The 24,980-nt window shown below is 72.7% G+C and carries 29 protein-coding genes; 20 read left to right on the top strand and 9 right to left on the bottom strand.

Annotation, left to right across the window (positions count from 1 at the left end):
- The first annotated feature begins 18 nt into the window (after window positions 1-18).
- Complete coding sequence (locus tag QRY02_RS10550) at window positions 19-963, top strand: MerR family transcriptional regulator (protein WP_285991330.1); 945 nt, start codon at window positions 19-21, stop codon at window positions 961-963.
- Here the strand turns inward: QRY02_RS10550 and QRY02_RS10545 are convergent.
- From QRY02_RS10545 to QRY02_RS10530, 4 genes are all read right to left on the bottom strand, one after another.
- Window positions 954-1,376: a DUF6292 family protein gene (locus QRY02_RS10545; protein WP_285991329.1), complete on the bottom strand. Its 423-nt coding sequence runs from the start codon at window positions 1,374-1,376 to the stop codon at window positions 954-956. The two genes, QRY02_RS10550 and QRY02_RS10545, sit on opposite strands and share 10 nt — an antisense overlap.
- 120 nt (window positions 1,377-1,496) lie before the next feature.
- Complete coding sequence (locus QRY02_RS10540) at window positions 1,497-2,147, bottom strand: phosphoribosyltransferase (protein WP_285991328.1); 651 nt, start codon at window positions 2,145-2,147, stop codon at window positions 1,497-1,499.
- Window positions 2,148-2,151: 4 nt separating this feature from the next.
- Window positions 2,152-2,490: a DUF6221 family protein gene (locus tag QRY02_RS10535; RefSeq protein WP_285991327.1), complete on the bottom strand. Its 339-nt coding sequence runs from the start codon at window positions 2,488-2,490 to the stop codon at window positions 2,152-2,154.
- A 29-nt stretch (window positions 2,491-2,519) separates the two neighbouring features.
- A complete protein-coding gene (locus tag QRY02_RS10530) occupies window positions 2,520-3,056 on the bottom strand; it encodes a copper resistance CopC family protein (RefSeq protein WP_285991326.1) in 537 nt (178 codons plus the stop codon).
- 381 nt (window positions 3,057-3,437) lie between these two features.
- Here QRY02_RS10530 and QRY02_RS10525 point away from each other — a divergent pair, with 381 nt between their 5' ends.
- The 6 genes from QRY02_RS10525 (at window position 3,438) to QRY02_RS10500 (ending at window position 8,637) form a co-directional block, all read left to right on the top strand.
- The gene (locus QRY02_RS10525) at window positions 3,438-4,061 is read left to right on the top strand and encodes a hypothetical protein (RefSeq protein ID WP_285991325.1); all 624 of its coding nucleotides are present in this window, start codon (window positions 3,438-3,440) and stop codon (window positions 4,059-4,061) included.
- Between the two features lie 4 nt (window positions 4,062-4,065).
- The gene (locus tag QRY02_RS10520) at window positions 4,066-4,974 is read left to right on the top strand and encodes a CopD family protein (protein WP_285991324.1); all 909 of its coding nucleotides are present in this window, start codon (window positions 4,066-4,068) and stop codon (window positions 4,972-4,974) included.
- Window positions 4,975-4,997: 23 nt separating this feature from the next.
- Entirely contained in the window at window positions 4,998-5,969 is a 972-nt protein-coding gene (locus QRY02_RS10515; protein ID WP_285991323.1) for a cupredoxin domain-containing protein, read from the top strand.
- Between the two features lie 71 nt (window positions 5,970-6,040).
- Window positions 6,041-6,490: a hypothetical protein gene (locus QRY02_RS10510; RefSeq protein ID WP_285991322.1), complete on the top strand. Its 450-nt coding sequence runs from the start codon at window positions 6,041-6,043 to the stop codon at window positions 6,488-6,490.
- Window positions 6,487-7,104 (top strand): cupredoxin domain-containing protein, encoded by a 618-nt coding sequence (locus QRY02_RS10505; protein ID WP_285991321.1) that lies wholly within the window; start codon window positions 6,487-6,489, stop codon window positions 7,102-7,104. Before QRY02_RS10510 ends, QRY02_RS10505 begins: the two co-directional genes overlap by 4 nt.
- A 93-nt stretch (window positions 7,105-7,197) precedes the next feature.
- Complete coding sequence (locus QRY02_RS10500) at window positions 7,198-8,637, top strand: glycoside hydrolase family 76 protein (protein ID WP_285991320.1); 1,440 nt, start codon at window positions 7,198-7,200, stop codon at window positions 8,635-8,637.
- 123 nt (window positions 8,638-8,760) lie between these two features.
- On the opposite strand, the gene htpG is transcribed toward QRY02_RS10500, so the two are convergent.
- Window positions 8,761-10,656, bottom strand: coding sequence for a molecular chaperone HtpG (htpG, locus tag QRY02_RS10495; RefSeq protein WP_285991319.1), 1,896 nt, complete (start codon window positions 10,654-10,656; stop codon window positions 8,761-8,763).
- Between the two features lie 156 nt (window positions 10,657-10,812).
- Here htpG and QRY02_RS10490 point away from each other — a divergent pair, with 156 nt between their 5' ends.
- The 6 genes from QRY02_RS10490 (at window position 10,813) to QRY02_RS10465 (ending at window position 17,507) form a co-directional block, all read left to right on the top strand.
- Complete coding sequence (locus tag QRY02_RS10490) at window positions 10,813-11,739, top strand: CE1 family esterase (protein WP_285991318.1); 927 nt, start codon at window positions 10,813-10,815, stop codon at window positions 11,737-11,739.
- 81 nt (window positions 11,740-11,820) lie between these two features.
- A complete protein-coding gene (locus QRY02_RS10485; RefSeq protein ID WP_285991317.1) occupies window positions 11,821-12,282 on the top strand; it encodes an HNH endonuclease in 462 nt (153 codons plus the stop codon).
- A gap of 107 nt (window positions 12,283-12,389) precedes the next feature.
- Window positions 12,390-13,751 (top strand): protein kinase domain-containing protein, encoded by a 1,362-nt coding sequence (locus QRY02_RS10480; RefSeq protein WP_285991316.1) that lies wholly within the window; start codon window positions 12,390-12,392, stop codon window positions 13,749-13,751.
- A gap of 52 nt (window positions 13,752-13,803) precedes the next feature.
- Window positions 13,804-14,103, top strand: coding sequence for a DUF4429 domain-containing protein (locus tag QRY02_RS10475; protein WP_285991315.1), 300 nt, complete (start codon window positions 13,804-13,806; stop codon window positions 14,101-14,103).
- A 105-nt stretch (window positions 14,104-14,208) separates the two neighbouring features.
- Entirely contained in the window at window positions 14,209-16,350 is a 2,142-nt protein-coding gene (locus QRY02_RS10470) for a hypothetical protein (protein WP_285991314.1), read from the top strand.
- Window positions 16,351-16,364: 14 nt separating this feature from the next.
- Window positions 16,365-17,507, top strand: coding sequence for a S53 family peptidase (locus QRY02_RS10465; RefSeq protein WP_285991313.1), 1,143 nt, complete (start codon window positions 16,365-16,367; stop codon window positions 17,505-17,507).
- 96 nt (window positions 17,508-17,603) lie between these two features.
- Here QRY02_RS10465 and QRY02_RS10460 read toward each other — a convergent pair whose 3' ends face one another.
- From QRY02_RS10460 to QRY02_RS10450, 3 genes are read right to left on the bottom strand one after another with little or no spacing between them, the layout of a single operon-like run.
- Complete coding sequence (locus tag QRY02_RS10460) at window positions 17,604-18,257, bottom strand: response regulator transcription factor (protein ID WP_285991312.1); 654 nt, start codon at window positions 18,255-18,257, stop codon at window positions 17,604-17,606.
- A 4-nt stretch (window positions 18,258-18,261) separates the two neighbouring features.
- Window positions 18,262-18,651, bottom strand: a complete 390-nt coding sequence (locus QRY02_RS10455; protein WP_285991311.1) for a hypothetical protein — start codon at window positions 18,649-18,651, stop codon at window positions 18,262-18,264.
- Window positions 18,652-18,681: 30 nt separating this feature from the next.
- Entirely contained in the window at window positions 18,682-19,881 is a 1,200-nt protein-coding gene (locus QRY02_RS10450) for a cytochrome P450 (RefSeq protein WP_285991310.1), read from the bottom strand.
- A gap of 370 nt (window positions 19,882-20,251) precedes the next feature.
- On the opposite strand from QRY02_RS10450, the gene QRY02_RS10445 reads away from it, so the two are divergent.
- The 7 genes from QRY02_RS10445 to QRY02_RS10415 are packed head-to-tail and all read left to right on the top strand — an operon-like array spanning window position 20,252 to window position 24,191.
- Window positions 20,252-20,755, top strand: coding sequence for a L,D-transpeptidase (locus QRY02_RS10445; RefSeq protein WP_285991309.1), 504 nt, complete (start codon window positions 20,252-20,254; stop codon window positions 20,753-20,755).
- A gap of 12 nt (window positions 20,756-20,767) precedes the next feature.
- Window positions 20,768-21,532 (top strand): putative protein N(5)-glutamine methyltransferase, encoded by a 765-nt coding sequence (locus tag QRY02_RS10440; protein WP_285991308.1) that lies wholly within the window; start codon window positions 20,768-20,770, stop codon window positions 21,530-21,532.
- Between the two features lie 35 nt (window positions 21,533-21,567).
- Window positions 21,568-22,044 (top strand): RNA polymerase sigma factor, encoded by a 477-nt coding sequence (locus tag QRY02_RS10435; protein WP_285991307.1) that lies wholly within the window; start codon window positions 21,568-21,570, stop codon window positions 22,042-22,044.
- Window positions 22,041-22,634, top strand: coding sequence for a methylated-DNA--[protein]-cysteine S-methyltransferase (locus tag QRY02_RS10430; protein WP_285991306.1), 594 nt, complete (start codon window positions 22,041-22,043; stop codon window positions 22,632-22,634). The genes QRY02_RS10435 and QRY02_RS10430 overlap by 4 nt, the downstream gene beginning before the upstream one ends.
- A complete protein-coding gene (locus QRY02_RS10425; RefSeq protein WP_285991305.1) occupies window positions 22,631-23,344 on the top strand; it encodes a 2OG-Fe(II) oxygenase in 714 nt (237 codons plus the stop codon). The genes QRY02_RS10430 and QRY02_RS10425 overlap by 4 nt, the downstream gene beginning before the upstream one ends.
- Window positions 23,341-23,715, top strand: coding sequence for a hypothetical protein (locus QRY02_RS10420; RefSeq protein WP_285991304.1), 375 nt, complete (start codon window positions 23,341-23,343; stop codon window positions 23,713-23,715). The genes QRY02_RS10425 and QRY02_RS10420 overlap by 4 nt, the downstream gene beginning before the upstream one ends.
- The gene (locus QRY02_RS10415) at window positions 23,712-24,191 is read left to right on the top strand and encodes a methylated-DNA--[protein]-cysteine S-methyltransferase (protein ID WP_285991303.1); all 480 of its coding nucleotides are present in this window, start codon (window positions 23,712-23,714) and stop codon (window positions 24,189-24,191) included. Before QRY02_RS10420 ends, QRY02_RS10415 begins: the two co-directional genes overlap by 4 nt.
- On the opposite strand, the gene QRY02_RS10410 is transcribed toward QRY02_RS10415, so the two are convergent.
- Window positions 24,192-24,794: a LysE/ArgO family amino acid transporter gene (locus QRY02_RS10410; protein ID WP_285991302.1), complete on the bottom strand. Its 603-nt coding sequence runs from the start codon at window positions 24,792-24,794 to the stop codon at window positions 24,192-24,194. It abuts the gene before it with no gap.
- Between the last annotated feature and the right edge of the window lie 186 nt (window positions 24,795-24,980).

Genomic DNA, 24,980 nt, shown 5'->3' with positions numbered 1-24,980 from the left:
AGACTGCAGGCTGTGCGCATGGACGACGAGAACCTCCTCACGATCGGGGCTCTGGCTGCGCGGACCGGTCTGTCCGTCAAGACGATCCGGTTCTACTCCGACAAGGGGATCGTTCCGGCGACCTGTCTCAGCCCGGCCGGCTACCGCCTGTACGACGTGGCCGCCCTCGCTCGCCTGGAACTGGTTCGCACGCTCCGTGAGCTGGACATCGATCTGGCCACGGTCCGGCGCGTGCTCGCCGAGGAGACCTCGCTCGCCGAGGTCGCCGCCGCGCACGCGGCGGCTCTCGATGTGCAGATCCGGGCGCTGCGCCTGCGGCGTGCGGTCTTCGCGGCGGTCGCGAACCGGGAATCGACCCCTCGGGAGATGGATCTGATGCACAAACTGGTGAACCTGTCCGACGCCGAACGGCGCCGCCTCATCCACGATTTCATCGACGACACCTTCGGCGGTGTCGACGCCAATCCGGCCATGGTGGAACTGCTGCGTTCGAGCATGCCGGAGCTGCCCGAAGACGCCACACCCGGACAGGTCGAGGCGTGGATGGCGCTCGTGGAGCTGGTGCAGGACAACGACTTCCGGGCCGCGGTCCGGAGGATGGCCGAGTACCAGGCGGCCCAGCGCGCCGACGGGGACACGACCGGCCTGCACCACGACCTGACCGAGACCGTGCGCGAGGACGTCGGCCGGGCGCTCGCGGCCGGGATCGCCCCGGACTCGGCCCAGGGCGGCGCCATCGTCGCCACGCTCAGTGCCCGCTACGCCGAGACCTTCGGCAAGGCCGATGACGACCGGCTGAAGTCGTGGATCCTCGAACGGCTCGAGATCGCCGACGATCGTCGCGTCACGCGGTACTGGCAGCTGGTGGCCGCCATCAACGGCTGGCCTCCGCTCCCGGATCCGGAACCGGTGTTCACCTGGTTCGCCCGGGCCCTGCGCGCTGCCCGCGCGGGTCAGGCCTGACCGACCGGGTCGCCGGCGTAGGCGGCCAAGCGGTCGTCGAAGCCGTCCGCGGTGCCGGGTCTGCGGAAATCCGGGGGATCCGGCCGGCCGGGGTACTTCTCGCCGTACAACCCGGTCACGAACTCGACGACGGTTTCGGGCGGGGGCAGCACGTCCTCGCCCAGGTAGGCCAGCACGACGACGTCTTCGCCGGACGCCGACTCGACCGCCGCGGCCCAGCCGTCGCGCTCGTCCCACAGCAGCGCCGTCTCGTGAGCCGGGAACCGCGCGAGCCGGCGCTCGAGCGCGACATACGCACCGGCCGGGACGTCCACCTCGCAGAACCAGGCGGGTGCGTCCAGCTTGGCCGCGACGGCCAGCAGGTACTGCCGCAGCCCGCGCGCCGCCGCGCCGAGCCCGTCCCGTTCGCTCATCCCGCTCCCGCCCCTTCGGTCGGTGCCCCATCGGGTGATACCCCGTCACCCACAGGGTCAATCCGGGGCGCCCCGAGTGGAGCAGCACGTCACCGGCGGTCCTCTGTGGAACCCAGCCGGTCACGAGGTGAGCAGGTCCAGCACCTCGTCGTCGCCCAGCTGGCGGAAATCGGCGTACCACTGACCGACCGCGCGAAAATCCGGCGGCTCCGCGACGCAGACGACGTCGTCGGCTTCGGCCAGCACCCGCGCGACCGCGCCGGGGGCGGCGACGGGTGCCGCGAAGACGAGCGTCCGCGGCCGGGCCGCGCGGAGGTCACGCAGCGCCGCCGTCGCAGTGACGCCGGTCGCGAGCCCGTCGTCCACGAGGAGGACGTCACGGCCGGTGAGACCGGCGGGCACCCGGCCGGCGCGATAACGCGCAAGCCGGCGGCGTGCTTCCGCCCGTTCCCGGGTCTCGGCCCGGGCCATCCGCGCGGCGGTCAGGTTCAGCGCGCGCAGACCGGCCTCGTCGTAGATCGCCGGGCCGTCCGGGGTGACCGCGCCGACGCCGTACTCGCGGTGGCCCGGCGCGCCGATCTTGCGGGCGACCGCGACGTCGAGTTCGGCGCCGAGCCGCCGCGCGACGACGGCGGCCACCGGCACGCCGCCGCGGGCGAGCCCGAGCACGACCGGATCGGCCCAGGTGCGGCGCCGCAGTTCGCTCGCGAGCCGGCGTCCGCCGTCCTCCCGGTCGGCGAAGACCCGCGGACGAGCCGGCCACGCGGGCATCAGGTCACGGGCGCCACTCGTCGCGCCAGTCGGGGTGGGCTTCGTAGACCGACGCGACGAGCTTGACGGACGCATCGTCGTGGACGTCGCAGATCTCGCGGCGCAGGAACTCGGCCTTCTCGGCGAACGGCACCGGGTGCCGGTCCTCCATCGCCTCGACCGGCCCGCCGGCCAGCAGCAGGCCGTCGCCGTCGTCGGCGTACATGATCCGCAGCCGCCCGCGCCGCTCGGCCTCGTCGATCAGCGGCAGTTCACCCGCCCGGACGCGCTCTTCGTCCTCCGCGAGCCGGGCGAGCACGAATTCGTCGAGCTTCGCGGTCGTGGTGTCGTCGAGATTCGTCATGGGCCCGGGATACCCGCGCGGCCACGGCCTCAAGCGTCCGCGCGGCTCAGCCGCCTGGCCACCGCGAACCCGGTGCCGAGCAGGACGGCGCCCCCGGTGAGCCACGGCCACAGGGGCATCGGGTCGTCCCCGTCCGGGCGCGCTGCCACCGCGGCGGCCGGCACGGCCGCCGCCGGGCCCGCCACGGTGAGCCGGAACGGGACGGTGCCGGAGACCGGGTGGCCGTCGGCGGAGGTGACGCGGTACCGGATGGTGTAGGCCCCGGCCGGGCCGAGCGGACGCAGCGGCGCGGAGACCCGGGCGTCCACAACGGACGCCGGACCGGCCTCCCAGTGCGAAGTCCCGTCGGGACCGAGCACCGCGAGTTCGGTGAACCGGTTTTCCACCGGCTCGTTGAACTCGAGCACGGCCTCGGCCGGGCCCTCGGCGACGGAGGCGTCCGCGGCCGGCGAACTGGACACCAGGACGCTGTGCGCGTCCGCCGCGGGCGCGGACAGCAGCATCACGCCGCCGGCGGCCGCCAGCGCGGCGGCGAGCCGGACCGGGAAAGACCAGCGGGAAGTCATGTTTTTCTCGCCTTCTCGGGAATTCGAGCAATGCCGGAACCGTAGCGAGCGGATCCGGTGTCACAACGGGAGCTCATGAAACGGCTGTGTTAATCAATTCTCACCGCCGCGGCGGATCACCACCCCCGGATCAGGCAAATCGGGCAGCTACTCCGACGGTTTGCCTGTTCAGTCACCCGAACAGCGCAGCAAAACCGGCTTTCGGCCCAGCAACTCACCGCGCCGAGCCATCCGCGGGCCGCTCGACTTAACCTGGCCTTCACGTGGAGATCACCCCGCGAAACGCGCCGGCTGGTTTATTGCTCCCACATCCCGCTTTCCCCGCCGCTCCGGAATTGCCGTTTCCCGTGAGCGAATTCCCGTTCTCTGGAGGACGAAACCGTGCGAGGACCCGCCCTGCGCCGTGACCACGTGATCGCCGCGAGCCTGGCCGGCGCGGTCGTGATCGTCGTCGGCTACGCTTCCGGCCTCGGCCTGCGTCCCGGCACCGCCGCGGCCACGCCACCCGTGGTCGCGGACGGCGGCCACCCCGCCACGCCGGAAGCCCCGGGCGCGCAACCACTTCCGGCCGGCCAGCTGCCCGCGGGCGGTCCGGTGTCCCCGCTGCCCGCGATGCCCGTGGGCGACCAGCCGGCGGACCCGGTGCCGTCGATGCCGTCGATGCCGTCGATGCCCGGCGACATCGGCGTGGTTCCCGTCCCGGATCCGGGGTCCCCCGATCCCGGCACCCTGCCTCCCCCCTCCTCGCCGGAGCCGACGACACCGGCGCCACCGCCGCCCGGAACCGACGTGCCCGCGTGCCAAGCCGGTGTGCCACAACAGGTCCTCGACACCGTCGGTGGGCTGCCCCTGCTCGGCTCCCTCACGACCGGGCTCGGGGTGACCGGGCCGGCCGGGGTCGGCGCACTCGTCCTCGGCTACTGCCGCACGGCCGACGGCGGGCTGGAGCCCGCGATGGTCCCGGCCGCCGGCCTCCCGGCCACCACCGTCCCCAGTGGACGGTGAGCCGGTGGAGCCCGTCAAGGCGTGGTACGTGCTCGCCCGCACCGTCGACTACGCCGGTCTCACGCTGTTCGCCGGCGGGCTGCTGTTCCTGGCCGTGCTCTGGCCCGCCGGCGCCGGCCACCGCGGCGCCCGTTCGGTGCTGATCACCGGCTGGGTCCTCGGCCTGGCCGGCACGCTCGCCGGCCTGGGCCTGCAGGCGGCGTGGGCCGCGCAGCGCCCGGCCGGCGACTTCCTGGCCTGGGACCTGCTCAGCCAGGCGCTGGACAGCCAGTTCGGGCGCATCTGGTTCGCCAGGGCGCTGCTGTGGCTGCTCGGCGGGGTGGCGCTGGCCTGGCTGCTGCAACGCGGCCGGGACGCGGCGACGGCGTTGCCCTGGCGGGTCGGCGCCGGGGCGATCCTGCTCGGGCTGCTCCGCACGACCGGGCTCACCGGCCACGCGGTGGAGAGCACCCGGCCCTGGCTGACGCAGCTGGCGGACTTCGCGCACCTCGCCGGCGCCTCGGCGTGGATCGGCGGCCTGGCCGTGCTGCTGTTCGGGGTCCTGGCCCGCCGCGACCCCGAAGAGCTCGCCTCGGTGATCCCCCGCTACTCGAAGCTGGCGATGACGTCGGTCGCCGTCGTGGTCGCCGCGGGCGTCGTGCTCGCGTGGCAGACCGTCGGCAGCGTCGGCCGCGTGTTCGGCACGGCCTACGGGCGGACGCTGCTGGTCAAGCTGGCCGTGCTCGCCGTCGTGCTGCTGGCCGCGCAGGTCAGCCGCAGCTGGGTGGGCCGGCGCCTCGACTTCGCCGTCGTCCTGCGCGGGGACGCCGCCACCGTCCGCCCCTTCGTCCATTCCCTCGCCGCGGAGACCACGCTCGTGCTCGTGGTCCTCCTCGCGGCGAGCTTCCTCGTCACGGCCAGCCCCGGCCGCTGATGGCCCCGCGAAAGGAGTCCTCGATGGACAACCCCACCCCCACCGCCCCCGAGCAGCCGGAGGTGGTGCGGCGACGGCGGAACTGGCCGGTCGCCGTGGCGATCCTCGCCCTGGCGACCGCGTTGGTCAGCCTCGCCACGCTGCGCGACGACCAGACCGAGCAGGCCGCACCGAGCCAGGCCGCGAACGTCGACCTCGCCGCACTGGCCCAGCAGGGTCCCCTGGCCGTCCCGCTGTACCAGGGGCTCGCCCGGGAACAGGCGGGCGGGGCCGCCCCGGCCGCGGCGCCGTCCACCAAGTCGGTCGAAGCCATGGGCTACAAGTTCTCGCCGGCCGACCTCACGATCGACGTCGGGGACACGGTGACGTGGACCAACCACGACACCGCTCCGCACAATATCGTGGTCACCGACGGGCCGGAGAAGTTCACCTCGCCGCCCCTGCAGACCGGCCAGACCTTCAGCCACACCTTCACCAAGGCGGGCAAGTACTCGTACTACTGCTCGATCCACCCGGACATGAAAGCGACCGTCACCGTGACGGGCGCGGCCCCGACCAGCGCCCCGCCGTCCTCGGCCCCGACGTCCGCCCCGACCTCGGCACCGAGCCACTCGATGCCGGTACCGTCCACCCCGGCCGGCGGCGGCTCCTGCGTGCCGAAGGCGGTCCTGCAGCCGATCCTCGACCACATCAAGAGCGCGCACCTCGAGACCTCACCCGGTCAGCAGGTGCAGGACATCCTCAACCTGGACCAGTACCTCAAGACCCACACGGTGTGGCTCGAAACCGTGCTCGCGCCGGCGCTCGACGGATCGGCGGGCCAGGTCGCCACCGACACGCTGGCGCCGATCATCGCGCACATCAAGAGCGCACACCTCGAGGAGTCGCTGGGCCAGCAGGTGACCGATCTGCTGAACCTCGACCAGTACATCAAGACGCACACGGTGTGGCTCGAGAACGTGCTCACGCCGATGCTGAACCAGGCGAGCTGCTGACGCTCGCCGTCCTCACGGGTGGCCCGGTTCCCGGCCGGGCCACCCGCTCCCATCCCCGGAGGCCACTCCTCATGTCCGACACCGCCGTCCTGCCCCGGACCGGCTACACCCTGCGCCGCGACCGCTGCGTCATCGAGATTTCCCCGCGCCCGCCGTGGGTCCGCGGTCGCTTGACCGCGACCGGCGGGCACTGGACACCCGGCGCCGCGCTCACGGTCACCTTCGACCCCGGCTCGCTGCGGACCGGGATCCCCTTCCTCCGCCGGGCGTTCCGCGGCGGCGAACTCACCTTCACCGCCGGCGAAGTCGCCGAGGACCCGTTCGTCGTCGAGGGCAGCGTGGCCGGACGGGCGGTGCGCCTGCGCGGCGACGTCCGGCACCGGGACTCCCGCGGTGTCGTCGTCTGGGCCGCCGGAACCGTCCTCCCCGCCCGCCGGAAACCGCCGCACGCGGGCCGGTTCGGGCGGCTGCTGGCCCGGCGCCGGCTGCGCGTCGAGATCGCGATCGAGTTCGTCCGATGAGGCGCGCCGCCCTGGCCGTGGCCGGTCTGCTCGTGTTCCTGAACCTGCCGCTCGCGAGCCCGGCCGCCGCGGCGACGCAGCAGGTCATGATGCAGGGCTACGCCTTCTCCCCCGCCGCGCTGACCGTCCGGGTCGGCGACACGGTCACCTGGATGCAGCACGACGAAGCCCCGCACGACGTCGTCACGACGAGCGCGCCGGTCGCGTTCCGCAGCCCGCAGCTTTCGGCCGGGCAGAGCTGGAGCTACACGTTCCGGCAGGCGGGCACCTACCAGTACTACTGCTCGGTGCACCCCGACATGCGGGCCTCGGTGACAGTGCTGCCGGCGCCCACGACCGCACCGCCGAGCACGGTCCCGAGGACCACGCCGAAGACCAGCCCGGCGCCGACCGCGGCCGCGGCCGTGCCGGTGGCCACCACGCCTCCGCCCACCACGTCCGCGGCGGCCGCCGCCCCCGCCGCGCCGGCCACTCCCGCCGCCGGGCCGCCGCCCGCGGTCCCGCAGGCGACCGCGGCGACGACGGCGACCCTGGACCCGATGCTGCTGGTCGCCGGGCTCGTCACCGGGATCGCAGTGCTGTGCCTGCTGCTGCTGAGCTCGCGGCGGGCGTGAATTCCTGTCCGGAACCTGTCCCGGCAAAGGACTGGACCAATAATATCGGCTCGGCACAATGGGAGCATCGCCCTTCAGCGCGGAAGGTGACCGATGCACTTCCTCATCCCCCTGCTGACCTTCGTCCTCGCGGCCACGCCGACGCCGGCACCGGCGCCGGCCGCCGCGCCGCTCGCGACGATCTGCAACAAGTACTGCGACGCGCGGGATCCCGCGTCGTCCCCAGGCGACCGCGGAGGCCCGTCGGCCGGCGTGAGCGGCCGCCGGATCTCCCTGCACCTCGACGACGGCGACGACATGGGCTGGGCGGCGATCACCGGCGGTGGCGCCGGCGACCACGTCTGGCTGGACCGCTCGTTCGACGCCGGGCGCACGTGGGCTTCGGGCAGCAAGCTCGGCGACACCGCGACGCCGTCGGGAGCGACGGGCTGGCGAACCCTGATGTACAACGCCGACGACTGGGCGAACCGGGGTGTCGGGCTCCTGCGCGCGTGCGGACAGCCCGCGGGGTCGGGGACCATCGCCTGCACCGGCTGGGCCCGCCCGACCTGGAACGCGTGGGACCGCCGCACCGCGGCCGCGACGGCCCTGATGGAGCGGTACAACCTCGGCACCGGCCTCTTCGACACGACCGGGTGGTGGAACTCGGCCAACGCGCTCACCGCGGTCATCGACAACGCCCGGATCAGCGGCATGGGCAGCTACCGCTACGCGATCGACACGACGTACACGAAGAACCTGTCGGCGCAGGGCGGCAGCTTCCGCAACGACTACCTGGACGACACCGCGTGGTGGGGCCTGGCGTGGGTGGACGCCTACGACCTGACCGGCGACAGCCGCTACCTGAACACCGCCCGCGCCGACGCCGACCACATGTCCGCGTACTGGGACGGCGTCTGCGGTGGCGGGGTCTGGTGGAACACGACCCGCACGACGAAGAACGCCATCCCGAACTCGCTGTACATCCAGCTGAACGCGGCCCTGCACAACCGCATCCCGGGCGACACGGCGTACCTGGCGCGCGCCCGCGCGGGCTGGACGTGGTTCTCGGGCAGCGGGATGATCAACGGCGCGAACCTGGTCAACGACGGCCTGAACATGTCGACGTGCGCGAACAACGGCCAGCCGGTCTGGACGTACAACCAGGGCGTGCCCCTGGCGGCACTGACCGAGCTGTACCGCGCCACCGGCGACGCGGGCCTGCTGGCGAAGGCCCGGTCGATGGCGAACGCGTCGACGACGAACGCGTCCCTGAACCCGGGCGGGATCCTCCGCGACCCGGGCGAGACGGCCGGCGGCGGTGGCCTCGACGGCCCGACGTTCAAGGGCGTGTACGTCCGGGACCTGGCGGTGCTGAACACCGCCCTGCCGGACCACCCGTACACGGCCTACCTGCAGCGGCAGGCGAATGCGGCATACGCGAACGACCGGGACAGCGCGGAGGCGTACGGGCTGATGTGGGCGGGCCCGTTCGACCAGTCCGACGCGGCCCGGCAGCAGAGCGCACTGGACCTGATGAACGCGGCCCCGTGACGGAAGCCGGAACTCGCGTGATCAAAGCCGGATCTCGCGTGATCGAAGCCGGAACCGGTGAGTTCCGGCTTCAATCACGCGAGTCACGGGCCCGGTCACGCGAGTTCCGGGCTCAATCACAGCTCAGAGGGTCTTCTCCAGGCGGCCGGCCAGCAGCTTGATGAACCGCGACGGGTCGGACAGCTCACCGCCCTCCGCGAGCAGGGCCATGCCGTAGAGCAGCTCGGCCGTCTCGGCCAGGCCGTCGTCCTCCGGGCGGGAGGCGTGCGCCTCGCGCAGCCCGGTCACCAGCGCGTGGTCCGGGTTGAGCTCGAGGATGCGCTTGATCGGCGGCAGCTCCTGCCCCATCGCGCGGTACATCTTCTCCAGCGTCGGGGTCAGGTCGTGCGTGTCCCCGACGATGCAGGCCGGCGACGTCGTCAGCCGCGAGGACAGGCGGACCTCCTTGACGGTCTCGCCCAGCGCCGTGCCCATCCACGTCAGCAGGCTCTCGAAGTCCTTGTTCTGCTGTTCGCGGGCGACCTCGGTGGCCTTCTTGTCCTCTTCCGATTCGAGGTCGACCTGGCCCTTGGCGATGGACCGGAACTGCTTGGAGTCGAAGCCCGGCACCGCGTCGACCCACATCTCGTCGATCGGGTCGGTCAGCACCAGCACCTCGAAGCCCTTGGCGCGGAACGCCTCCATGTGCGGCGAGTTCTCGATCGCGGACCGCGATTCGCCGGTCATGAAGTAGATGTGCTCCTGGCCCTCCTTCATCCGCGAGACGTAGTCACGCAGCGAAGTCGGCTTCTCGGTGTCATGCGTCGAAGCGAAGGACGAGATTTCGAGGATGGCTTCGCGGTTCTCGAAGTCGTCGAGCAGGCCCTCCTTGACCGCCCGGCCGAACTCGCGCCAGAACGTCGCGTACTTCTCGGCGTCGGCGGTCATCATCGTCTTGACCGTCGACAGGACCTTCTTCACCAGGCGACGGCGGATCAGCTGGATCTGCCGGTCCTGCTGCAGGATCTCCCGCGACACGTTCAGCGAAAGGTCCTGCGCGTCGACGACGCCCTTGACGAACCGCAGGTACTCGGGGACGAGCGACTCGCAGTCGTCCATGATGAACACGCGCTTGACGTAGAGCTGGACGCCGCGCTTGCGCTCGCGCAGGAACAGGTCCATCGGCGCGTGCGAGGGCAGGAACAGCAGCGCCTGGTACTCGAACGTCCCCTCGGCCTGCAGCCGGATCGTCTCCAGCGGGTCCTGCCAGTCGTGGCTGACGTGCTTGTAGAACTCGTGGTACTCGTCCTCGGAGACCTCGCTCGACGAGCGCGCCCACAGCGCCTTCATCGAGTTGACGGTCTCGGCCTCCGCCTCCTCGCCGTCACCCTTCATCCGGATGGGCCAGGTGATGAAGTCGGAGTACTTCTTGACGATCTCGCGGATCTTCGCCGCGGACGTGTAGTCGTAGAGGTGGTCCTCGGTGTCCTCGGGCTTGAGGTGCAGCGTGACCGCGGTGCCCTGGGGCGCGTCTTCGACCGGCTGGATCGTGTACGTGCCTTCGCCGGTCGACTCCCAGCGGACGCCCTCGGTGGTGCCGGCGCGGCGCGTCACGAGGGTGACCTTGTCCGCGACCATGAAGCTCGCGTAGAACCCGACGCCGAACTGCCCGATGAGGTCCTGCGACGCCGCCGCGTCCTTCGCCTCCTTGAGCTTGGTCAGGAAGTCGGCGGTGCCGGACTTGGCGATCGTCCCGATCAGGGCGACGACCTCCTCGCGGGTCATGCCGATGCCGTTGTCGCGCACGGTCAGGGTGCGCGCCTCGGGATCGGTCTCGATCGCGATGTGCAGGTCGGACGTGTCCGCCTCGAGGTCCTTGTCGCGGTACGACTCCAGCCGCAGCTTGTCGAGGGCGTCGGAGGCGTTGGACACGAGCTCCCGCAGGAACGTGTCCTTGTTCGAATAAATCGAATGGATCATCAGCTGGAGCAGCTGACGCGCTTCCGACTGGAACTCCAGCGTCTCGATCGGGGCAGTCACTTCCATCCCTTTCCGCATGTCCGAGGGCCGACGTTGGGTCGATCCTACCGAGTGCGGTCCGACGGTTCCGACCGCGCACTTTATGAACGCAATCGGGGTGTTCGCGGCTCCCGGTGTGATGCTGGCCACGCCCCGTTGCCGATCAAGGAGGATCGAGTGCCCGGACGCTTCCCCCGGTGGGCCGCCGCGTTCGCCGCGGCCTGTGCCCTGACCACCGCCTTCGCCGCGCCCGCCGCCGCGGCCGGCGTCGCCGACCACCCCGTCCGCACCACCGGCTGCGGCCGGCCCGCCGGCTTCCCGGCCGGGGTGACGACCACCCGGCACGTCACCTCCGGCGGCCTCGACCGCGAGTACACCGTCCACCTGCCCGCGGGGTACCAGCCGTGGCGGCCGTACCCGCTGGTCCTGTCCTTCCACGGCCACAAGCGGACCTCGCAGTACCAGGAGGAGCTGTCCGGCTTCTCGGCGCTGGACGCGATCGCGGTCTACCCGCAGGGCCTGATCGGCACCGACGGCGAGTCCGCCTGGACCGGGGCGCCGTATTCGGCCGCCGCGGACGACGTCCTGTTCACCAGCGACCTGCTGACCGCGCTGCAGCGCACGCTGTGCGTCGACCCCGGCCGGATCTTCGCGGCCGGCAAGTCCAACGGCGGCGGGTTCGCCGGTGTGCTGGCCTGCCGCCTGGCGGGCCGGATCGCCGCGTTCGCCCCGGTGTCCGGCGCGTTCTACCCGCAGGGCGGCGCCTGCCACCCGAGCCGCCCGGCGCCGGTCCTCGACTTCCACGGCACGGCGGACACGACGATTCCCTATTCCGGCAACCCGGCGAAGGGCCTGCCCGCGATCCCGGACTGGCTGGCGGCCTGGTCCACAAGGGACGGTTGCCGTCCGGACCCGGTGTCGTGGACGCCGGTGGCGGGCGTCGTCGCGCAGAAGTGGCTCGGCTGCGCCCTCGAGCACTACCGCGTCGAAGGAGCGGGGCACGTCTGGCCCAGCACCCGGCCCAACAACGACTCCGCGACGCCGGCGGTCATCGACGCGACCCCGGTCATCTGGCGGTTCTTCCGCAGCCATCCCCTGCGGTGAAACACGATTGACGCAGGTCAGGCAGCTCGGCGACGATGTTGCGCACAAGTTTCCGGCTTTCGCGAAGGAAAAAGGTGCGCCATGAAGGTTCTGGTCCTCAACGCCGGCTACGAGCCGCTGCAGACCGTTTCGGTCCCGCACGCGATCCGCATGCTCGTCCGCCACGTCGCCGAGATCCACGAGGCCGAGGACGGCCTCGCCTACGGGCTGTTCCCGCGCCCGAAGATCGTGCGGTTACTGCGTTATGTCGTCATGAAGTGGCGATATACGCAGCCGCCGCGCTGGTCCCGGCGCGGCGTGCTGGTCCGTGACGGCCACCGCTGCGCCTACTGCGGGCAGCGCGCCACCACGATCGACCACGTGACGCCGCTGAGCCGCGGCGGCGCCCGGACCGACTGGCTCAACACGGTCGCCGCGTGCGGGGGCACGGCCCGCAGCTGCAACGCCCGCAAGGCGGACAAGCTGCCGGGCGAGGCCGGGATGAAGCTGCGCTTCGCCCCGTACGTCCCGGCGTGGGACCAGCTGCACCGGCCCGGCGCTTGAGCGCGGCCTGCCCGCCTGCACACCGGCGGGCAGGCCGTTAGGCTCGAACCGATCGCCACCCGCATCCGTGTGTTCCGTGTGCGCTGGGGAAGGCCGGGGAGGTCGCCGTGACCGACGCAGGAGAGCTGATCGCCGGGCGCTACCGGCTGGCCGAACGGATCGGCCAGGGATCGATGGGCGTCATCTGGCGTGCCCGCGACGAGCGGCTCGACCGGGTCGTCGCGGTCAAGCAGCTGGACTACGACGCGGCCATCGGGCCGGCCGCGGGTGAGCAGGCGAGCCTGCGCGCCCTGCGCGAAGCGCGGCTGACCGCGCGCCTGCGGCACCCGCACGCGATCACGGTGCACGACGTCGTCGAGGCGCCCGGCGGGCCCTACCTCGTGATGGAGTACCTGCCGTCGCGCAGCCTCGCCGAGATCCTGCTGGACCGGGAGACCCTGCCCGCCGAGGAGGTGGCGCGCATCGGCCTGCCGATCGCGTCGGCGCTCGCGGCCGCCCACGCCGAGGGGGTCGTCCACCGCGATGTCACGCCCGGCAACGTCCTGCTCGGGGAGTCCGGTGTCGTCAAGATCGCCGACTTCGGCATTTCCCGCGCCACCGGCGAAGGCACCGTGACCGGCGGCGGGTTCATCGCGGGCACGCCGGCCTACCTGGCACCCGAAGTCGCCGGCGGCCACGAAGCCGGCTTCCCGGCCGATGTGTTCTCCCTCGGGGCGACGCTCTACCGCGCGCTGGAAGGCACTCCCCCGTTCGGCAACGACGACAACGCGATCACGCTCCTGCTGCGCATCGCGAAGGAGGAGACCGTCCCGCCCCGGCACCGCGGGCCGCTCGCCGAGGTGCTCACCCGCATGCTGCAGCGGGACCCCGAAGCGCGCCCGTCGATGGCCGAGGTCCAGGAGCTGTTCGAAGCGGTGACCGGCGGCCGTCCCCTGCCGCCGCCCCGGCCCCGGCCCCGGGCCGGCACCCGGCTGCTGCGCGTCCGCCGCCCGCGGCGCCGGCTCGTCCTGGCGGCGGCCGCCGGCGCGGTCCTGCTGGCCCTCGGCGTGGTGATCGGCACGGTGCTCGTCCCCGGCGGCACGACGCCCGTCGCCGCACCGGTTTCGTCCGGTCCCCCGGTCCCGACGACCTCGAGCCCGGCACCGACGACGCCGGCCGACCTCGGCTGCGCGGCCCGCTACGAGGTGACGAACTCCTGGCCCGGCGGCTACCAGGTCCAGGTGACGGTGCGCAACGACCGGACCGCGGGCCTGTCCGGCTGGCGCGTCCGCTGGCAGCTGCCCGCCGGTCACCGCATCAGCGGCTTGTGGAACGGCACCTTCACGGTCGATGGTTCGACGGTGACGGTCGAAAACGCCGCCTGGAACGCCAAGCTCGACGCGGACGCGACGACGACGTTCGGCCTGATCGCCTTGACGCAGAACGGAAGTGACGACGCCCGCCCGGCGCTCACCTGCCGGACGCTCTGACCGCCGGGAGGCGACTGTGAGTACCGTACGCGTGGACGCGAGGCGCAGATCGATGCGTTTCGACGGGCGAACCGTCACTCTCCGGATCGACACGAAGACCATGGGCATCGTCCCCGACCGGGCGGACCACAAGTTCCCGGTCGCGGAGATCACCGGTATCCGGCACCGCCCGGCGACCACGTGGAAACGCGGCCAGATCGTCTTCGAGAAGGCGGAAGCCCCCACGGAGGTCGTCACCAACGTGCCGCTCTTCGCCGACAAGCTGCCCGGCAACGTCTTCGAGTACGAGTACCCGAAACTCGCCAAGGTCAAGGAGTTCCTGGAAGCCGTCGAGCAGGCGAGGAAGAAGTAGGTCGTTGGGCTGATCAGGGTAATTCGCGGAAGATCGGGATCCGGCTCAACGGTCCGGCCGGCTGGTTCGTCCGTAGTGGTGATCGATCACCACACGGAGGTGCCAGTGCGAAGAACATTTTCGGTGTTTGCGGTCCTGCTCGCCGGTGCGGCGGGCGTGGCCGGGCTCGCCCCGCCGGCCGCGGTCGCCGCGCCGGCCGCGGATCCGTCGCCGACCGTCACGCTTCCCACCGGGGACCGGGTGACCGTCCGGACCGCCCCGGACGGCCGGGACACGTTCGAGGTGCAACCGGCCGCCGACAAGGGCATGGCGCGGGCGCTGGTGCACCTGCGGCTCGGCGGCCGGGACTACGAGGTGCCCGGCACCGCGCTGCCCTACCTCGGGCGCGGGCTCGACCTGAGCCTGTTCGACGTCAAGGCGCTGCTGGCCGGCGCCCGGGCCCCGGTGGACACCGCGACCTTCGGCGCCGCGCTGGCGAAGCAGTACAAAGAGGACAGTGCCCGCGGCCGGTTCGGCGGCCAGGGGTTGTTCGCCGGCGGCGTCCGGTACGCCCTCGCGGGAGCGCCGAAGCGGCAGGCCGCCCAGCCGCGGTCGGTGATGCGGACGGTGTCCGTCGACGCCACCGACATCGCGGGCAAGCCCGCCGACACCGGCATCGCGTTCCTCTACAACACCGACGACGGCGACACGCTCGCCCCGGACGAGAACTTCAACTACTTCTTCGGCGGCACGGCCAAGTTCAGCGTGCCGGACGGCAACTACAGCGCGCTCGGCGTGTTCTGGACGACCGACGCCGACGGCAACCCGACCGAACTGCGGTTCAGCGCGCAGCCGGAGTTCGCGGTGAAGGCGGACGGAGGAGTCCGCGTCGACGCGAAACGGGCGTCCAGCAAGCTGACCTGGGTGACCCCGCGCCCGGCACTGCTCGACGACACCGGCTTCCTGTTCCGCCGGGCCGCCAAGACCGGCCCGGCGCTGCTCGTCGACTTCGACGCCGGGCCCGGCGTGCCGATCTCGGTGTCGCCCACCAGCACCCCGGTGCGCACGGGGGCGTTGCAGACCTACCCGTACAGCAGGCTCGTATCCCCGCCGGGACCGGGCACGCCGTACGAATACGTGCTGCAGAAGGCCAGCATCGGCGTGATTCCGCAGCAGCGGTACGTGATCACGGCGAAGGACGTCGCCGCGGTGGCCGCCACCTACTTCAGCGAGTACTCCTCGCTCGGCCTGCGCCAGCGCAGCGGGATGTTCTCGTTCGAGGACGTCAGCGGCCATCCGTCGCACCCGATCCAGCTGCCGCGGAAGCAGACCGAGTACGTCTCGGCCGGGCCGGACCTGGCGTGGTTCGGCGGGTTCTCGAAGTACGTGCTGCCCGGGCCGTTCCCCGGCTGGGCCGGCGGTCAGCACGAACAGTTCCACACCTACCAGGGCGGCTCGTCGGTCACCGAGGACTGGAACCGCTTCCCGCTGCACCCGGCGGGCGAGGTGGCGCTGCTGCCGTTGAACGACGGCCGCGCCTACACGCTGCCCGGCGCGACGCGGGCGGGCGATCTGCTGCGGGTCGCGATCACGCCGTTCAGCGACAACCAGCCCGGCCACACCGGCTTCGGCTTCTCCGGTGAGCCGCGGGACACCATCACCGGGTCCTACCGGTTCACCCAGGACGGCACGACCCTGGCCGAAGGCACCCCGCAGGGCGCCACCGCGGCCGCCTTCGCCCAGGACGTCGCACCCGGCCCGTCGACGCTGGGGCTCACGATCGACGCCGGGCGCACCGGGCCGATGTACCGGCAGAGCACCGCGACCCACACCGAGTGGACGTGGAAGTCGCAGCACGTCGAAGGCGTGACCCTGCCGCCGTCGCTGTACTGCGGCCGCGGCGAGGACGGGCCGGACCGGGCGTGCGCGGTCGAACCGCTCCTGACGCTGGGGTACGCCGTCGGCGGGCTGCGGCCGGACGGGTCCACGCTGTCCGGTCCGCAGGGCCTGGACCTCACGGTGGGGCACCTGCAGCAGAGCACCGGTTCGCCGGTGACGGCCGCGACCGTGCAGTACTCGACCGACGGCACGACCTGGCAGGACGCGACCGTCACCGCCCGCGGCGACGGCGTCTTCCACGCGGGCTTCACCGCGACCACGGAGGCGTTCCGGGGCACGGACGTCTCCCTGCGCGTCTCCGCGGCCGACGCCGCCGGGGCGACGATCGCCGAAACGATCACCGCCGCCTACCACGTCTACGTGTCATGAGGGGACTGTCCACAGTGAACAGGAGATGGCTGGGAGTGCTGGCCGCCGCGGTGGCAGCCGCCGGCGTGCTCACGCCGGCGGCGAGCGCGGCCCCGGCGCCGCGGGCGGCGTGCCCCGAACGGCCGGGCGTGCTGCGCTGCCTCACCACCTACACGCCGGGCGCGGCGCGCGCCTTCGGACCGGCCGGCTGGGGTGCCGACGACCTGGCGTCGGCCTACGGGCTGCCCGCCTCGGCGGGGCCGGACACCGTCGTCGGCATCTCGATCGCCTTCGACGCCCCGAACCTGGAGGCCGACCTGGCCGCGTACCGGGCGCAGTACGGCCTGCCGCCGTGCACGACGGCGAACGGCTGCTTCCGCAAGGTGAACCAGCAGGGCGCGGCGACGCCGCTGCCGGAGGTGAACTTCAGCTGGGCCATGGAGTCCACATTGGACGTCTCGATGGTGTCCGCGGCGTGCCCGTCGTGCCGGATCCTCGTCGTGGAGGGCAATTCGCCCGGGTTCGCCGACCTGGCGGAGACGGCGGACACGGCGGTGCGGCTGGGCGCGAAGGTGGTGTCGAACAGCTACGGCGCCCGCGAAAACGGCGCGGCGCTGGCGTACGCGAGTCACTACCAGCACCCGGGCGTGACGGTGGTGGCCTCCTCCGGTGACAGCGGCTTCACCGCGGCGAGCTACCCGGCGGTCCTGGCCTCGACGGTCGCGGTCGGCGGGACGTCGCTGGCCCGCGACCCGGACTCCCCGCGCGGCTGGGCGGAGCAGGCCTGGACGTACGGCGGCAGCGGCTGTTCGGCGTACATCGCGAAGCCGAAGTGGCAGCGGGACACCCACTGCGGCAAGCGAACGGTCGCGGACGTGTCCGCGGCGGCCGAGGACATCGCGATCCACTACGCGGACGCGGGCGGCTGGCTCCCGGTCAGCGGCACGAGCGCTTCGGCGCCGTTCATCGCGGGCATGATCGGCCGTTCGGGGCACGCGGGCGTCACCCAACCGGCGGCCGTGTACGCGAACGCGGGCTCGTTCACCGACGTGACCACGGACAGCAACGACCCCGCGGGCGCGGGCAAGAAGTGCGGCGGCGACTACCTGTGCGTCGCGGGCCCGGGTTATGACGCCCCGACGGGCGTCGGGGTGCCGAACGGCCTGGCGGGCTTCTGAGGGTTCCGGTGGCGCGGGCCTTCCGTCCGCGCCACCGGCGCCTTCCGAGCTCGGGGTGTCTCGAGCCCGCGCCGCGGCGCCGGCCTGCGGTGTTCGTCAATCCCCGCCGTGCCCCGGACGGCACAGCCCGCGTTCATACGCCAGCAATCCCGCGCCCGTCCGATGCGCGCAGCCCAGCTTCCGCACCACCCTCGCCACGTGCTCCCGCACCACCGGTTCCGGCAGCTCCAGCCGCTCGGCGATCTCCGCGTTCGTCAGGGCCGCGCCGACCGCCGCGAGCACCTCGGTCTCCCGGGCCGACAACCGGTCCACCGCCGCCAGCCGTTCGTCGCGCGGGCCGGACAGCCGGGTCGCCGCCGCCACCCACCGGCGGGAGGCGTCCGGGGACAGCACCACGTGGCCGTCCGCGGCCAAGCGGACCACCTTGATCAGGTCGCGCCGCCGGGCCGACCGCAGCAGGAACCCCGCCGCGCCGTCGCGGAGGGCGCGCAGGATGCCCGTGTCCGAGTCGAACGTCGCCAGGGCCACCACCGCCGGACGGCGGGTCAGCGGGTCCGGCCAGTCCAGGCGCAGGTCCAGCAACAGCACGTCCGGCAGGCGCCGGCGCAGGGTGACCCGGGCCGCCGTCGCGTCGGCGGCCGCGCCGACCAGCTCGATGCCGTCCGCCTCCTCGAGCATCGTGCTCAGGCGGGCCCGCACCGCCGGGTCGCGCTCGGCCACCAGGACCCGCACCGGCGGCGGCGCGAGCACCCCTTCAGTCCCGGGGCCGCAGGCGGATCAACGGCAGGTCGGTCTTCGACGCCCCGACCAGGTCCCGGCCGCCCGGCCCGCGCAGCCGCACCTCGCGGAACCGCACCGACGAAAGCTGCGCGGCTTCGATCGGGTAGACGTCGCCGTAGCGCTTGATCTTCTCCACCAGCTCCTTGCCGATCAGCTCGACCAGGCCGGCGTGCCGGGTCGCGCCGCCGCCCAGCGGCACGTCCAGCTGCTTGCGCACCTCGGGGAACCGCTGGTCCAGCTCGACGGCCAGCTGGTGGATCGTGACGTAGGCCCGGCCGAACTCCTCGGCGTCCGGACCCGGCGGGATCTCCGTCAGCACCTTGATGAGCTTGTCGTCCATCCCGAGCTTGTCCCACAACGTCACGTCTTTCCTCCGCTCACGACCGCCGTTGGTCTACCAGAGGACCGGCACGCGGTCCACTCCCCCGGTGACACGGTTGGTCCGGACCTGGAGTTCATCGACGCCGACCGCCAGGCGCAGCCCCGGGAACCGCCGGAACAGCGATCCGAACACGACCCGCAGCTCGGTGCGCGCGAGGCTGGCGCCGATGCAGAACCAGCCGCCGTGGGCGAAGGCGACGTGCGCATTCGGCTTGCGGTCGGGATCGAACGTCCCGGCGGCGGGGAACACGCTCTCGTCCCGGTTGGCCGCGGCGATCGACAGCACGACCGCGTCCCCGCGGGCGACCGTGACGCCGCCGAGCTCGACGTCGTCGTGGGCGTACCGCAGGACACCGAGCCCGCTCGGGGCGGACAGCCGCAGGATCTCCTCGACGACGCCGTGCACCCGCCCTTCGGGATCGGCGGCCAGCGCGTCCCGGCGGGCGAGGTCGGTGAGCAGGTAGAGCACGCCGAGGTCGATCCGGTTGGACGTCGTCTCGTGGCCGGCGAACAGCAGGCCGGCGGCGAGCCGGGCGAGGTCGTCGTCGCCGAACGACGGGTCACCGGCCTGCGCGCGGACCAGGTCCGAGACGACGTCCTGGCCGGGATCGCGCCGCTTGGTGGCGGCGAGCCGGCTCATGTAGGCGGTGAACTCGTCGAGGGCGGCGTCGGCGCCGTCGCCGATGTCCATCCGGCCCATCCGGTCCGACAGCACCCGGAAGGTGTCACGGTCTTCGTACGGGACGCCGAGCAGCTCGCAGATCACCAGCACGGGCAGCGGGAACGACAGGTGCTCGTGCAGGTCGACCGGGCCGCCGGCGGCGCGGGCCCGGTCCATGGCGTCGAAGCAGCCGTCGGCGAGTTCCCGGACGTGGCCGGCGAGCCGCCGGATCCGGTTGGCGGAGAAGGCGGGCACGAGCATCCGCGCGTGCTCGGCGTGTTCGGTCTCGTGGTCCCCTTGCGGCCGGCTGAGGATGGCGGCGTCCGAAAGCGCCGACGCCTCCTCCGGCGCCGGGTGCGAGCGCCCGAACCGCGGATCGGTGAAGACCGTCCGGACCTCTTCGAACCCGGTGACCAGCCAGGCCGGATCCCCGGCCGGAGTGGTCACGGCGACCACGGGTCCCTGCCGGCGCAGCACCTCGAAGAGCGGCGCGATTTCCAGGATGTTCGGCCGCGCGAACGGCAGACGCGGGCGTTCCGTGGTGGTGGTCATGGGTTCTCCTCCCGGGCGCGCGGCCGATCGGCGCGGACACGGACGGGCCGGTCACCGGCCGCTCCCCCGGTCCCCCCGCGATCCACGGTACTCACCGAGCGCGGCCGCCGGGCCCGGAACACGGGTTCCCGCCCGATCGGGCCAGCACGCTGCCGTGCAGCGGCTTCCGGCCCGCGGCCGGTCCGGCAAATCGCCGTCGGATCCGCGTGCCCCCATGGCAAATGGTTCACGCACCGGTTTCCCGCGCGGTGTCCGAAAGTCGGCTCCGGCGGTTCGGCGTCGCCCGGCCGGGGTAACCCCTCCGCGCTCAACCTTCGGGGCCGTTCACCCGTACTGATCCCCGGCAGGAAGCTCGGCGAGGGGACGACGGATGCGCAAGACCGGGGTGGTGACCCTGCTGGGGACGGTGCTGGTCACCTCGGCCTGCTCGGCGCCGCGCGGCACGACGCCGAGCCCGATCGCCGAGCCGGTGCCGCTGACCGCCACTCCTCCCACGACCACGACGCCTCCACCCCCACCCCCGCCCGCGCCGCCGTGCGCCGTCACGACCGGGGCGTGCGTGAGCCTGGCGCAGCGGCTGGCCTGGCTGCTGCGGGACGGGCAGGTGGTCCGCGGCCCGGTCCCGGCCGGGTTCGGGCCACCCGGCCAGGCGACGCCCGCCGGGTCGTTCCACGTCGTGTGGAAGGACCGCGAGCACCGCAGCAGCGAGTACGGCACCGACATGCCCAACTCGGTGTTCTTCGCCGCCGGCGGCATCGCCTTCCACGCCGGGCCGCTCGACGCGCCCTCGCACGGCTGCGTCCACCTGACCGACGCCGATTCGGCGGCGTTCTTCGACGGGCTGAACGTCGGTGACGCGATGCAGGTCTTGTAGGCTTCCTCCCCGTTGGACACTCCCACTGTCGTCTCCCGGCTGCGCGCCGCGGGCTGCGTGTTCGCCGAAGACGAGGCCGATCTCCTCGTCGCCGCGGCCACGTCCCCCGCGGAACTCGGCGCGCTCGTCGAACGCCGCGTCGCCGGGCTGCCGCTGGAACACCTGCTGGGCTGGGCGGAGTTCCACGGCCTGCGCGTCACCGTGCGGCCCGGGGTGTTCGTGCCGCGGCACCGCACCGGCTTCTTGGTCGACGTCGCCGTCTCGCTCGCGCCCCCGGACCCGGTGGTGCTCGACCTGTGCTGCGGCTCCGGGGCGCTGGGCGCCGCGTTCGCCGCCGCGTGCCCGCCGCGTGAGCTGCACGCCGCCGACGTCGAGGCCGCCGCGGTCGAGTGCGCCCGGTTGAACCTCCCGGACGCGCACGTCCACCAGGGCGATCTCTACGACGCGCTGCCGTCGTCCCTGCGCGGCCGGGTCGACGTCCTCCTGGCGAACGTGCCCTACGTCCCGACGGAGGCGGTCGCGACGATGCCGCCGGAAGCGCGCCTGCACGAGCCGCTGGTGGCGCTCGACGGCGGCGCGGACGGCCTGGATCTCGCCCGCCGCGTCGCCGCGGGCGCGCCGGGCTGGCTCGCTCCTGGCGGGACCCTGCTGATCGAATCGAGTGAGCGTCAGGCGCCGGTGCTCGCGGAAATCCTTGCGGGGGCGGGATTGTCGCCCCGCGTGCGCTCCTGCGACGAGCGGGGCGCGACCGTCGTGACCGGCACCGCGGAACCTTGACCTCACGTTCCGGCGCTCCCGGACGTCTACCTGGTGTGATCGTGAAACCGTTCGAGCAAGTCGTGGCCGAGCACGGGCCGATGGTCCTGCGGGTCTGCCGGGCCGTGCTCGGGTCCGCCGACGCCGAAGACGCCTGGTCGGAAACCTTCCTGGCCGCGTTGAAGGCGTACCCGGCGCTGCCCGCCGACGCGAACGTCCAAGCGTGGCTCGTCACGATCGCGCACCGCAAGGCCGTCGACGTCACCCGCGCGCAGGCGCGCCGCCCGGTCCCGGTCGGGGAAGTCCCGGACCGGCCGGGCCGCGCGGACGCGTGGAACGGCGACCTGTGGGACGCACTGGCGCGATTGCCGGACAAGCAACGCCTCGCGGTGGCCTACCACTACCTGGCCGGGCTGCCGTACCGCGAAATCGCGGAGATCACCGGAGGCACCGCCGAGGCCGCCCGCCGGGCGGCCGCCGACGGCGTCAAAGCGCTGCGAGCCTGCTACCCCCTGGAAGGAGCGCACTCATGACGGACATGTTCCAGTTCTTCACGAACGAGGTCCTGCTCGACTCGAGGGTGATGCACGAGCGGCTCGTCGCCGACGCCGACCGCCAGGGACTGCTGGACGTCGCCTACCACATCGTCGACTCCCCGGTGGGGCCGCTGCTGCTGGCGGCGACCGAGCAGGGCCTGGTGAAGGTGGCCTTCGACCGCCAGGACCACGACGGCGTGCTGGCCGAGCTGGCGGCGGTCATCAGCCCGCGGATCCTCCGGGCCCCGTCCCGGTTCGAGGAGGTCACCCGCCAGCTCGAGGAGTACTTCGCCGGCGAGCGGCACGCGTTCGACGTCCCGCTGGACCTGCGGCTGGTGCGGGGGTTCCGCCGGGCCGTGCTGGATCACCTGGCCGAGATCGCCTACGGCAACACGGAAAGCTACGCGCAGGTCGCGGCGGCGGCGGGCAGTCCGAAGGCGGTCCGCGCGGTCGGCACCGCGTGCGCGCTCAACCCGGTGCCGGTGGTGGTGCCGTGCCACCGGGTCGTCCGGTCCGACGGGTCGTACGGCCAGTACGCCGGCGGCGAAGAGGCCAAGCGGGTCCTGCTGACGATGGAGGCGGCGTGACGACGTTCGAGGAGCGCGTCGCCGCGGCCGACTGGGCCGCGGTGGCCGCCGAGGTCGACGACTACGGCAGCGCGCTCCTGCCGCGGCTGCTCACCCCGGCCGAGTGCGCGCGGCTGGTCGCGCTGTGGGACGAGCCGTCACATTTCCGGGCGACGGTGAACCTGCGTCGTCACCGCTTCGGGGACAACGGCGACTACCACTACTTCGCTTCGCCGTTCCCCGAACCGGTGCAGCGGTTGCGGCAGGCGCTCTACCCGCGGCTGCTGCCCATCGCGCAGGACTGGTCCGCGCGCCTCGGGCGCCCGGCCGAATGGCCGTCCACTTTGGACGAGTGGCTGGCGGTGTGCCACAGCGCGGGTCAGCGGCGGCCGACGCCGATCCTGCTGCGCTACGAGACGGGCGGCTGGAACGCGCTGCACCGCGATCTCTACGGCGACAAGGTGTTCCCGCTGCAGGTGGTGATCAACCTCAACGAGCCGGGCACCGACCACACCGGCGGCGAGTTCCTCCTGGTGGAGCAGCGGCCACGGGCGCAGTCGCGTGGCACGGCGACGCTCGTCCCGCAGGGCCACGGCCTGGTGTTCACCACCCGGGACAGGCCGGTCCGCTCGGCTCGCGGCTGGTCGGCGGCCCCGGTGCGCCACGGCGTTTCGGTGGTCCGGTCCGGCCGCCGCCACACGCTCGGCCTCGTGTTCCACGACGCGGCATGACATCGCGCGAACTGGAGGCGATGCTGGGGTTGCTCGGCCGGGCGCGGCACATCGTGATCGGCACGGATGCTTCCTCCCGGCCGAAGGGCGAGCAGATCGCCGCGGGCTGGGGTGGCCTGGTGCTGGCGACGGTGACGTGGCCCGAAACGGCGGCGTCGTGGCTGCGCCAGGCCCGCCGCTTCGCGACGCCGGAGCCCGACCTGTGGGTGGTCAGCGCCACCCCGGCGAGCTGGGCCGGCATGACCCGGCGGCTCCTGCTGTCGACGTCGTGGAGTCCACATCGGACCGTCGCGTCTTCCGCGCTGGAGGGGTTCCCGCTCCCCGGCCTGCGCGGCGCCCGCGCGGACGGCACCACCTGGGAGAACCGATGAGGCACGCCGTGGTGGATTCCCCGGTCGGCCCGCTGACCGTCGTCGGCGACGGCGCGGTCGTGACCGGCCTGTACTTCCCGAACCACTGGACCCGCCCGGACCGCACCACGTTCGGCGAGCGCGACGACGCGGCGTTCCCGGATGCGGCGCGGCAGCTGGCGGAGTACTTCGCCGGCCGGCGTACGGCGTTCGACGTGCCGGTGCGGGCGGACGGCCCCGGCTTCGACCGCGCGGTGTGGGCCGAGATCGCCAAGATCCCGTACGGCGCCACGGCGACCTACGGCGAGCTGGCCCGGGCGGTCGGCGGCCTGCCGCACGAGGTCGGCGCGGCGGTCGGGCGCAACCCGCTGAGCATCCTGGTGGCGTGCCACCGCGTCGTCGGCAAAGGCGGGAAACTGACGGGCTACGCGGGCGGGGTGCAGCGGAAGGCCTTCCTCCTGGAGCTGGAGCGGCCACCGGCCGCGGGGCTCTGGTGATCAGACCCGGCCGAGCAGCAAAGTCACCCCCAGCCCGGTCATCGTCACGGCGATCACGACGTCCAGCACGCGCCACGCCATCGGCTTCGCGAACACGCCGGCCAGCCGCCGTGCCCCGAAGCCCAGTGCGCTGAACCAGACGGCGCTGGCCACGCCGGCGCCGAGGCCGAACAGCCACCGGCCATCGCCGTGGGCGACCGCGACCGAGCCGAGGAGCAGGACCGTGTCGAGGTAGACGTGCGGGTTCAGCCAGGTGAAGGCCACGCAGGCGAGCACGGCCTTCCGCAGCGGCGTGCGGTCCTCGCCGACGGTCATGACGGACGGCCGGAACGCCCGCCGCGCGGCGAGCGCACCGTAGGCGAGCAGGAACAGCCCACCCCCGACGGCGATGACCCCGATGGCGGTCGGCCACTGCGCCAGCACGGCCCCGATCCCGCTGACCCCGAGCCCGATGAGCACGAGATCGGACACGGCACAGATGACGACCAGCGGCGCCACGGCCCCGCCGCGCAGGCCCTGTTGCAGCAGGAAAGCGTTCTGGGAGCCGATCGCGACGATCAGCGAGAGGCCGGTTCCGAACCCGGCCAGCAGGAGAGGCAGCACCTCGCCACGGTAGGACCGGCGAGCTGCATTACTCCAGCTAAAGTTCCTTACGCAACCTTAGCCTTCCTAATGTTGATCGCTAGTTGTGATGTCCAAGGAGGTGTGCGCAGCGACGGCGAAGATGTTCATGGCCGCCGCCAAAACCACCGCAAACGGGCTGACCGCCACCGCGCCGAAGGCGTGGCC

The sequence above is a fragment of the Amycolatopsis sp. DG1A-15b genome (assembly GCF_030285645.1).
Lineage (GTDB): Bacteria > Actinomycetota > Actinomycetes > Mycobacteriales > Pseudonocardiaceae > Amycolatopsis.
The sequence above is the reverse complement of the archived record's forward strand: the minus strand, read 5'-3'. Positions and strand labels throughout refer to the sequence as shown.

What these genes read in the sequence shown, in the direction of transcription:
- QRY02_RS10550 (WP_285991330.1), top strand. Translation starts at nt 19, where the DNA reads ATGGACGACGAGAACCTCCTCACGATCGGGGCTCTGGCTGCGCGGACC.
- QRY02_RS10545 (WP_285991329.1), bottom strand. Translation starts at nt 1,376, where the DNA reads ATGAGCGAACGGGACGGGCTCGGCGCGGCGGCGCGCGGGCTGCGGCAG.
- QRY02_RS10540 (WP_285991328.1), bottom strand. Translation starts at nt 2,147, where the DNA reads ATGCCCGCGTGGCCGGCTCGTCCGCGGGTCTTCGCCGACCGGGAGGAC.
- QRY02_RS10535 (WP_285991327.1), bottom strand. Translation starts at nt 2,490, where the DNA reads ATGACGAATCTCGACGACACCACGACCGCGAAGCTCGACGAATTCGTG.
- QRY02_RS10530 (WP_285991326.1), bottom strand. Translation starts at nt 3,056, where the DNA reads ATGACTTCCCGCTGGTCTTTCCCGGTCCGGCTCGCCGCCGCGCTGGCG.
- QRY02_RS10515 (WP_285991323.1), top strand. Translation starts at nt 4,998, where the DNA reads ATGGACAACCCCACCCCCACCGCCCCCGAGCAGCCGGAGGTGGTGCGG.
- QRY02_RS10510 (WP_285991322.1), top strand. Translation starts at nt 6,041, where the DNA reads ATGTCCGACACCGCCGTCCTGCCCCGGACCGGCTACACCCTGCGCCGC.
- QRY02_RS10505 (WP_285991321.1), top strand. Translation starts at nt 6,487, where the DNA reads ATGAGGCGCGCCGCCCTGGCCGTGGCCGGTCTGCTCGTGTTCCTGAAC.
- QRY02_RS10500 (WP_285991320.1), top strand. Translation starts at nt 7,198, where the DNA reads ATGCACTTCCTCATCCCCCTGCTGACCTTCGTCCTCGCGGCCACGCCG.
- QRY02_RS10485 (WP_285991317.1), top strand. Translation starts at nt 11,821, where the DNA reads ATGAAGGTTCTGGTCCTCAACGCCGGCTACGAGCCGCTGCAGACCGTT.
- QRY02_RS10475 (WP_285991315.1), top strand. Translation starts at nt 13,804, where the DNA reads ATGCGTTTCGACGGGCGAACCGTCACTCTCCGGATCGACACGAAGACC.
- QRY02_RS10450 (WP_285991310.1), bottom strand. Translation starts at nt 19,881, where the DNA reads ATGACCACCACCACGGAACGCCCGCGTCTGCCGTTCGCGCGGCCGAAC.
- QRY02_RS10445 (WP_285991309.1), top strand. Translation starts at nt 20,252, where the DNA reads ATGCGCAAGACCGGGGTGGTGACCCTGCTGGGGACGGTGCTGGTCACC.
- QRY02_RS10430 (WP_285991306.1), top strand. Translation starts at nt 22,041, where the DNA reads ATGACGGACATGTTCCAGTTCTTCACGAACGAGGTCCTGCTCGACTCG.
- QRY02_RS10420 (WP_285991304.1), top strand. Translation starts at nt 23,341, where the DNA reads ATGACATCGCGCGAACTGGAGGCGATGCTGGGGTTGCTCGGCCGGGCG.
- QRY02_RS10415 (WP_285991303.1), top strand. Translation starts at nt 23,712, where the DNA reads ATGAGGCACGCCGTGGTGGATTCCCCGGTCGGCCCGCTGACCGTCGTC.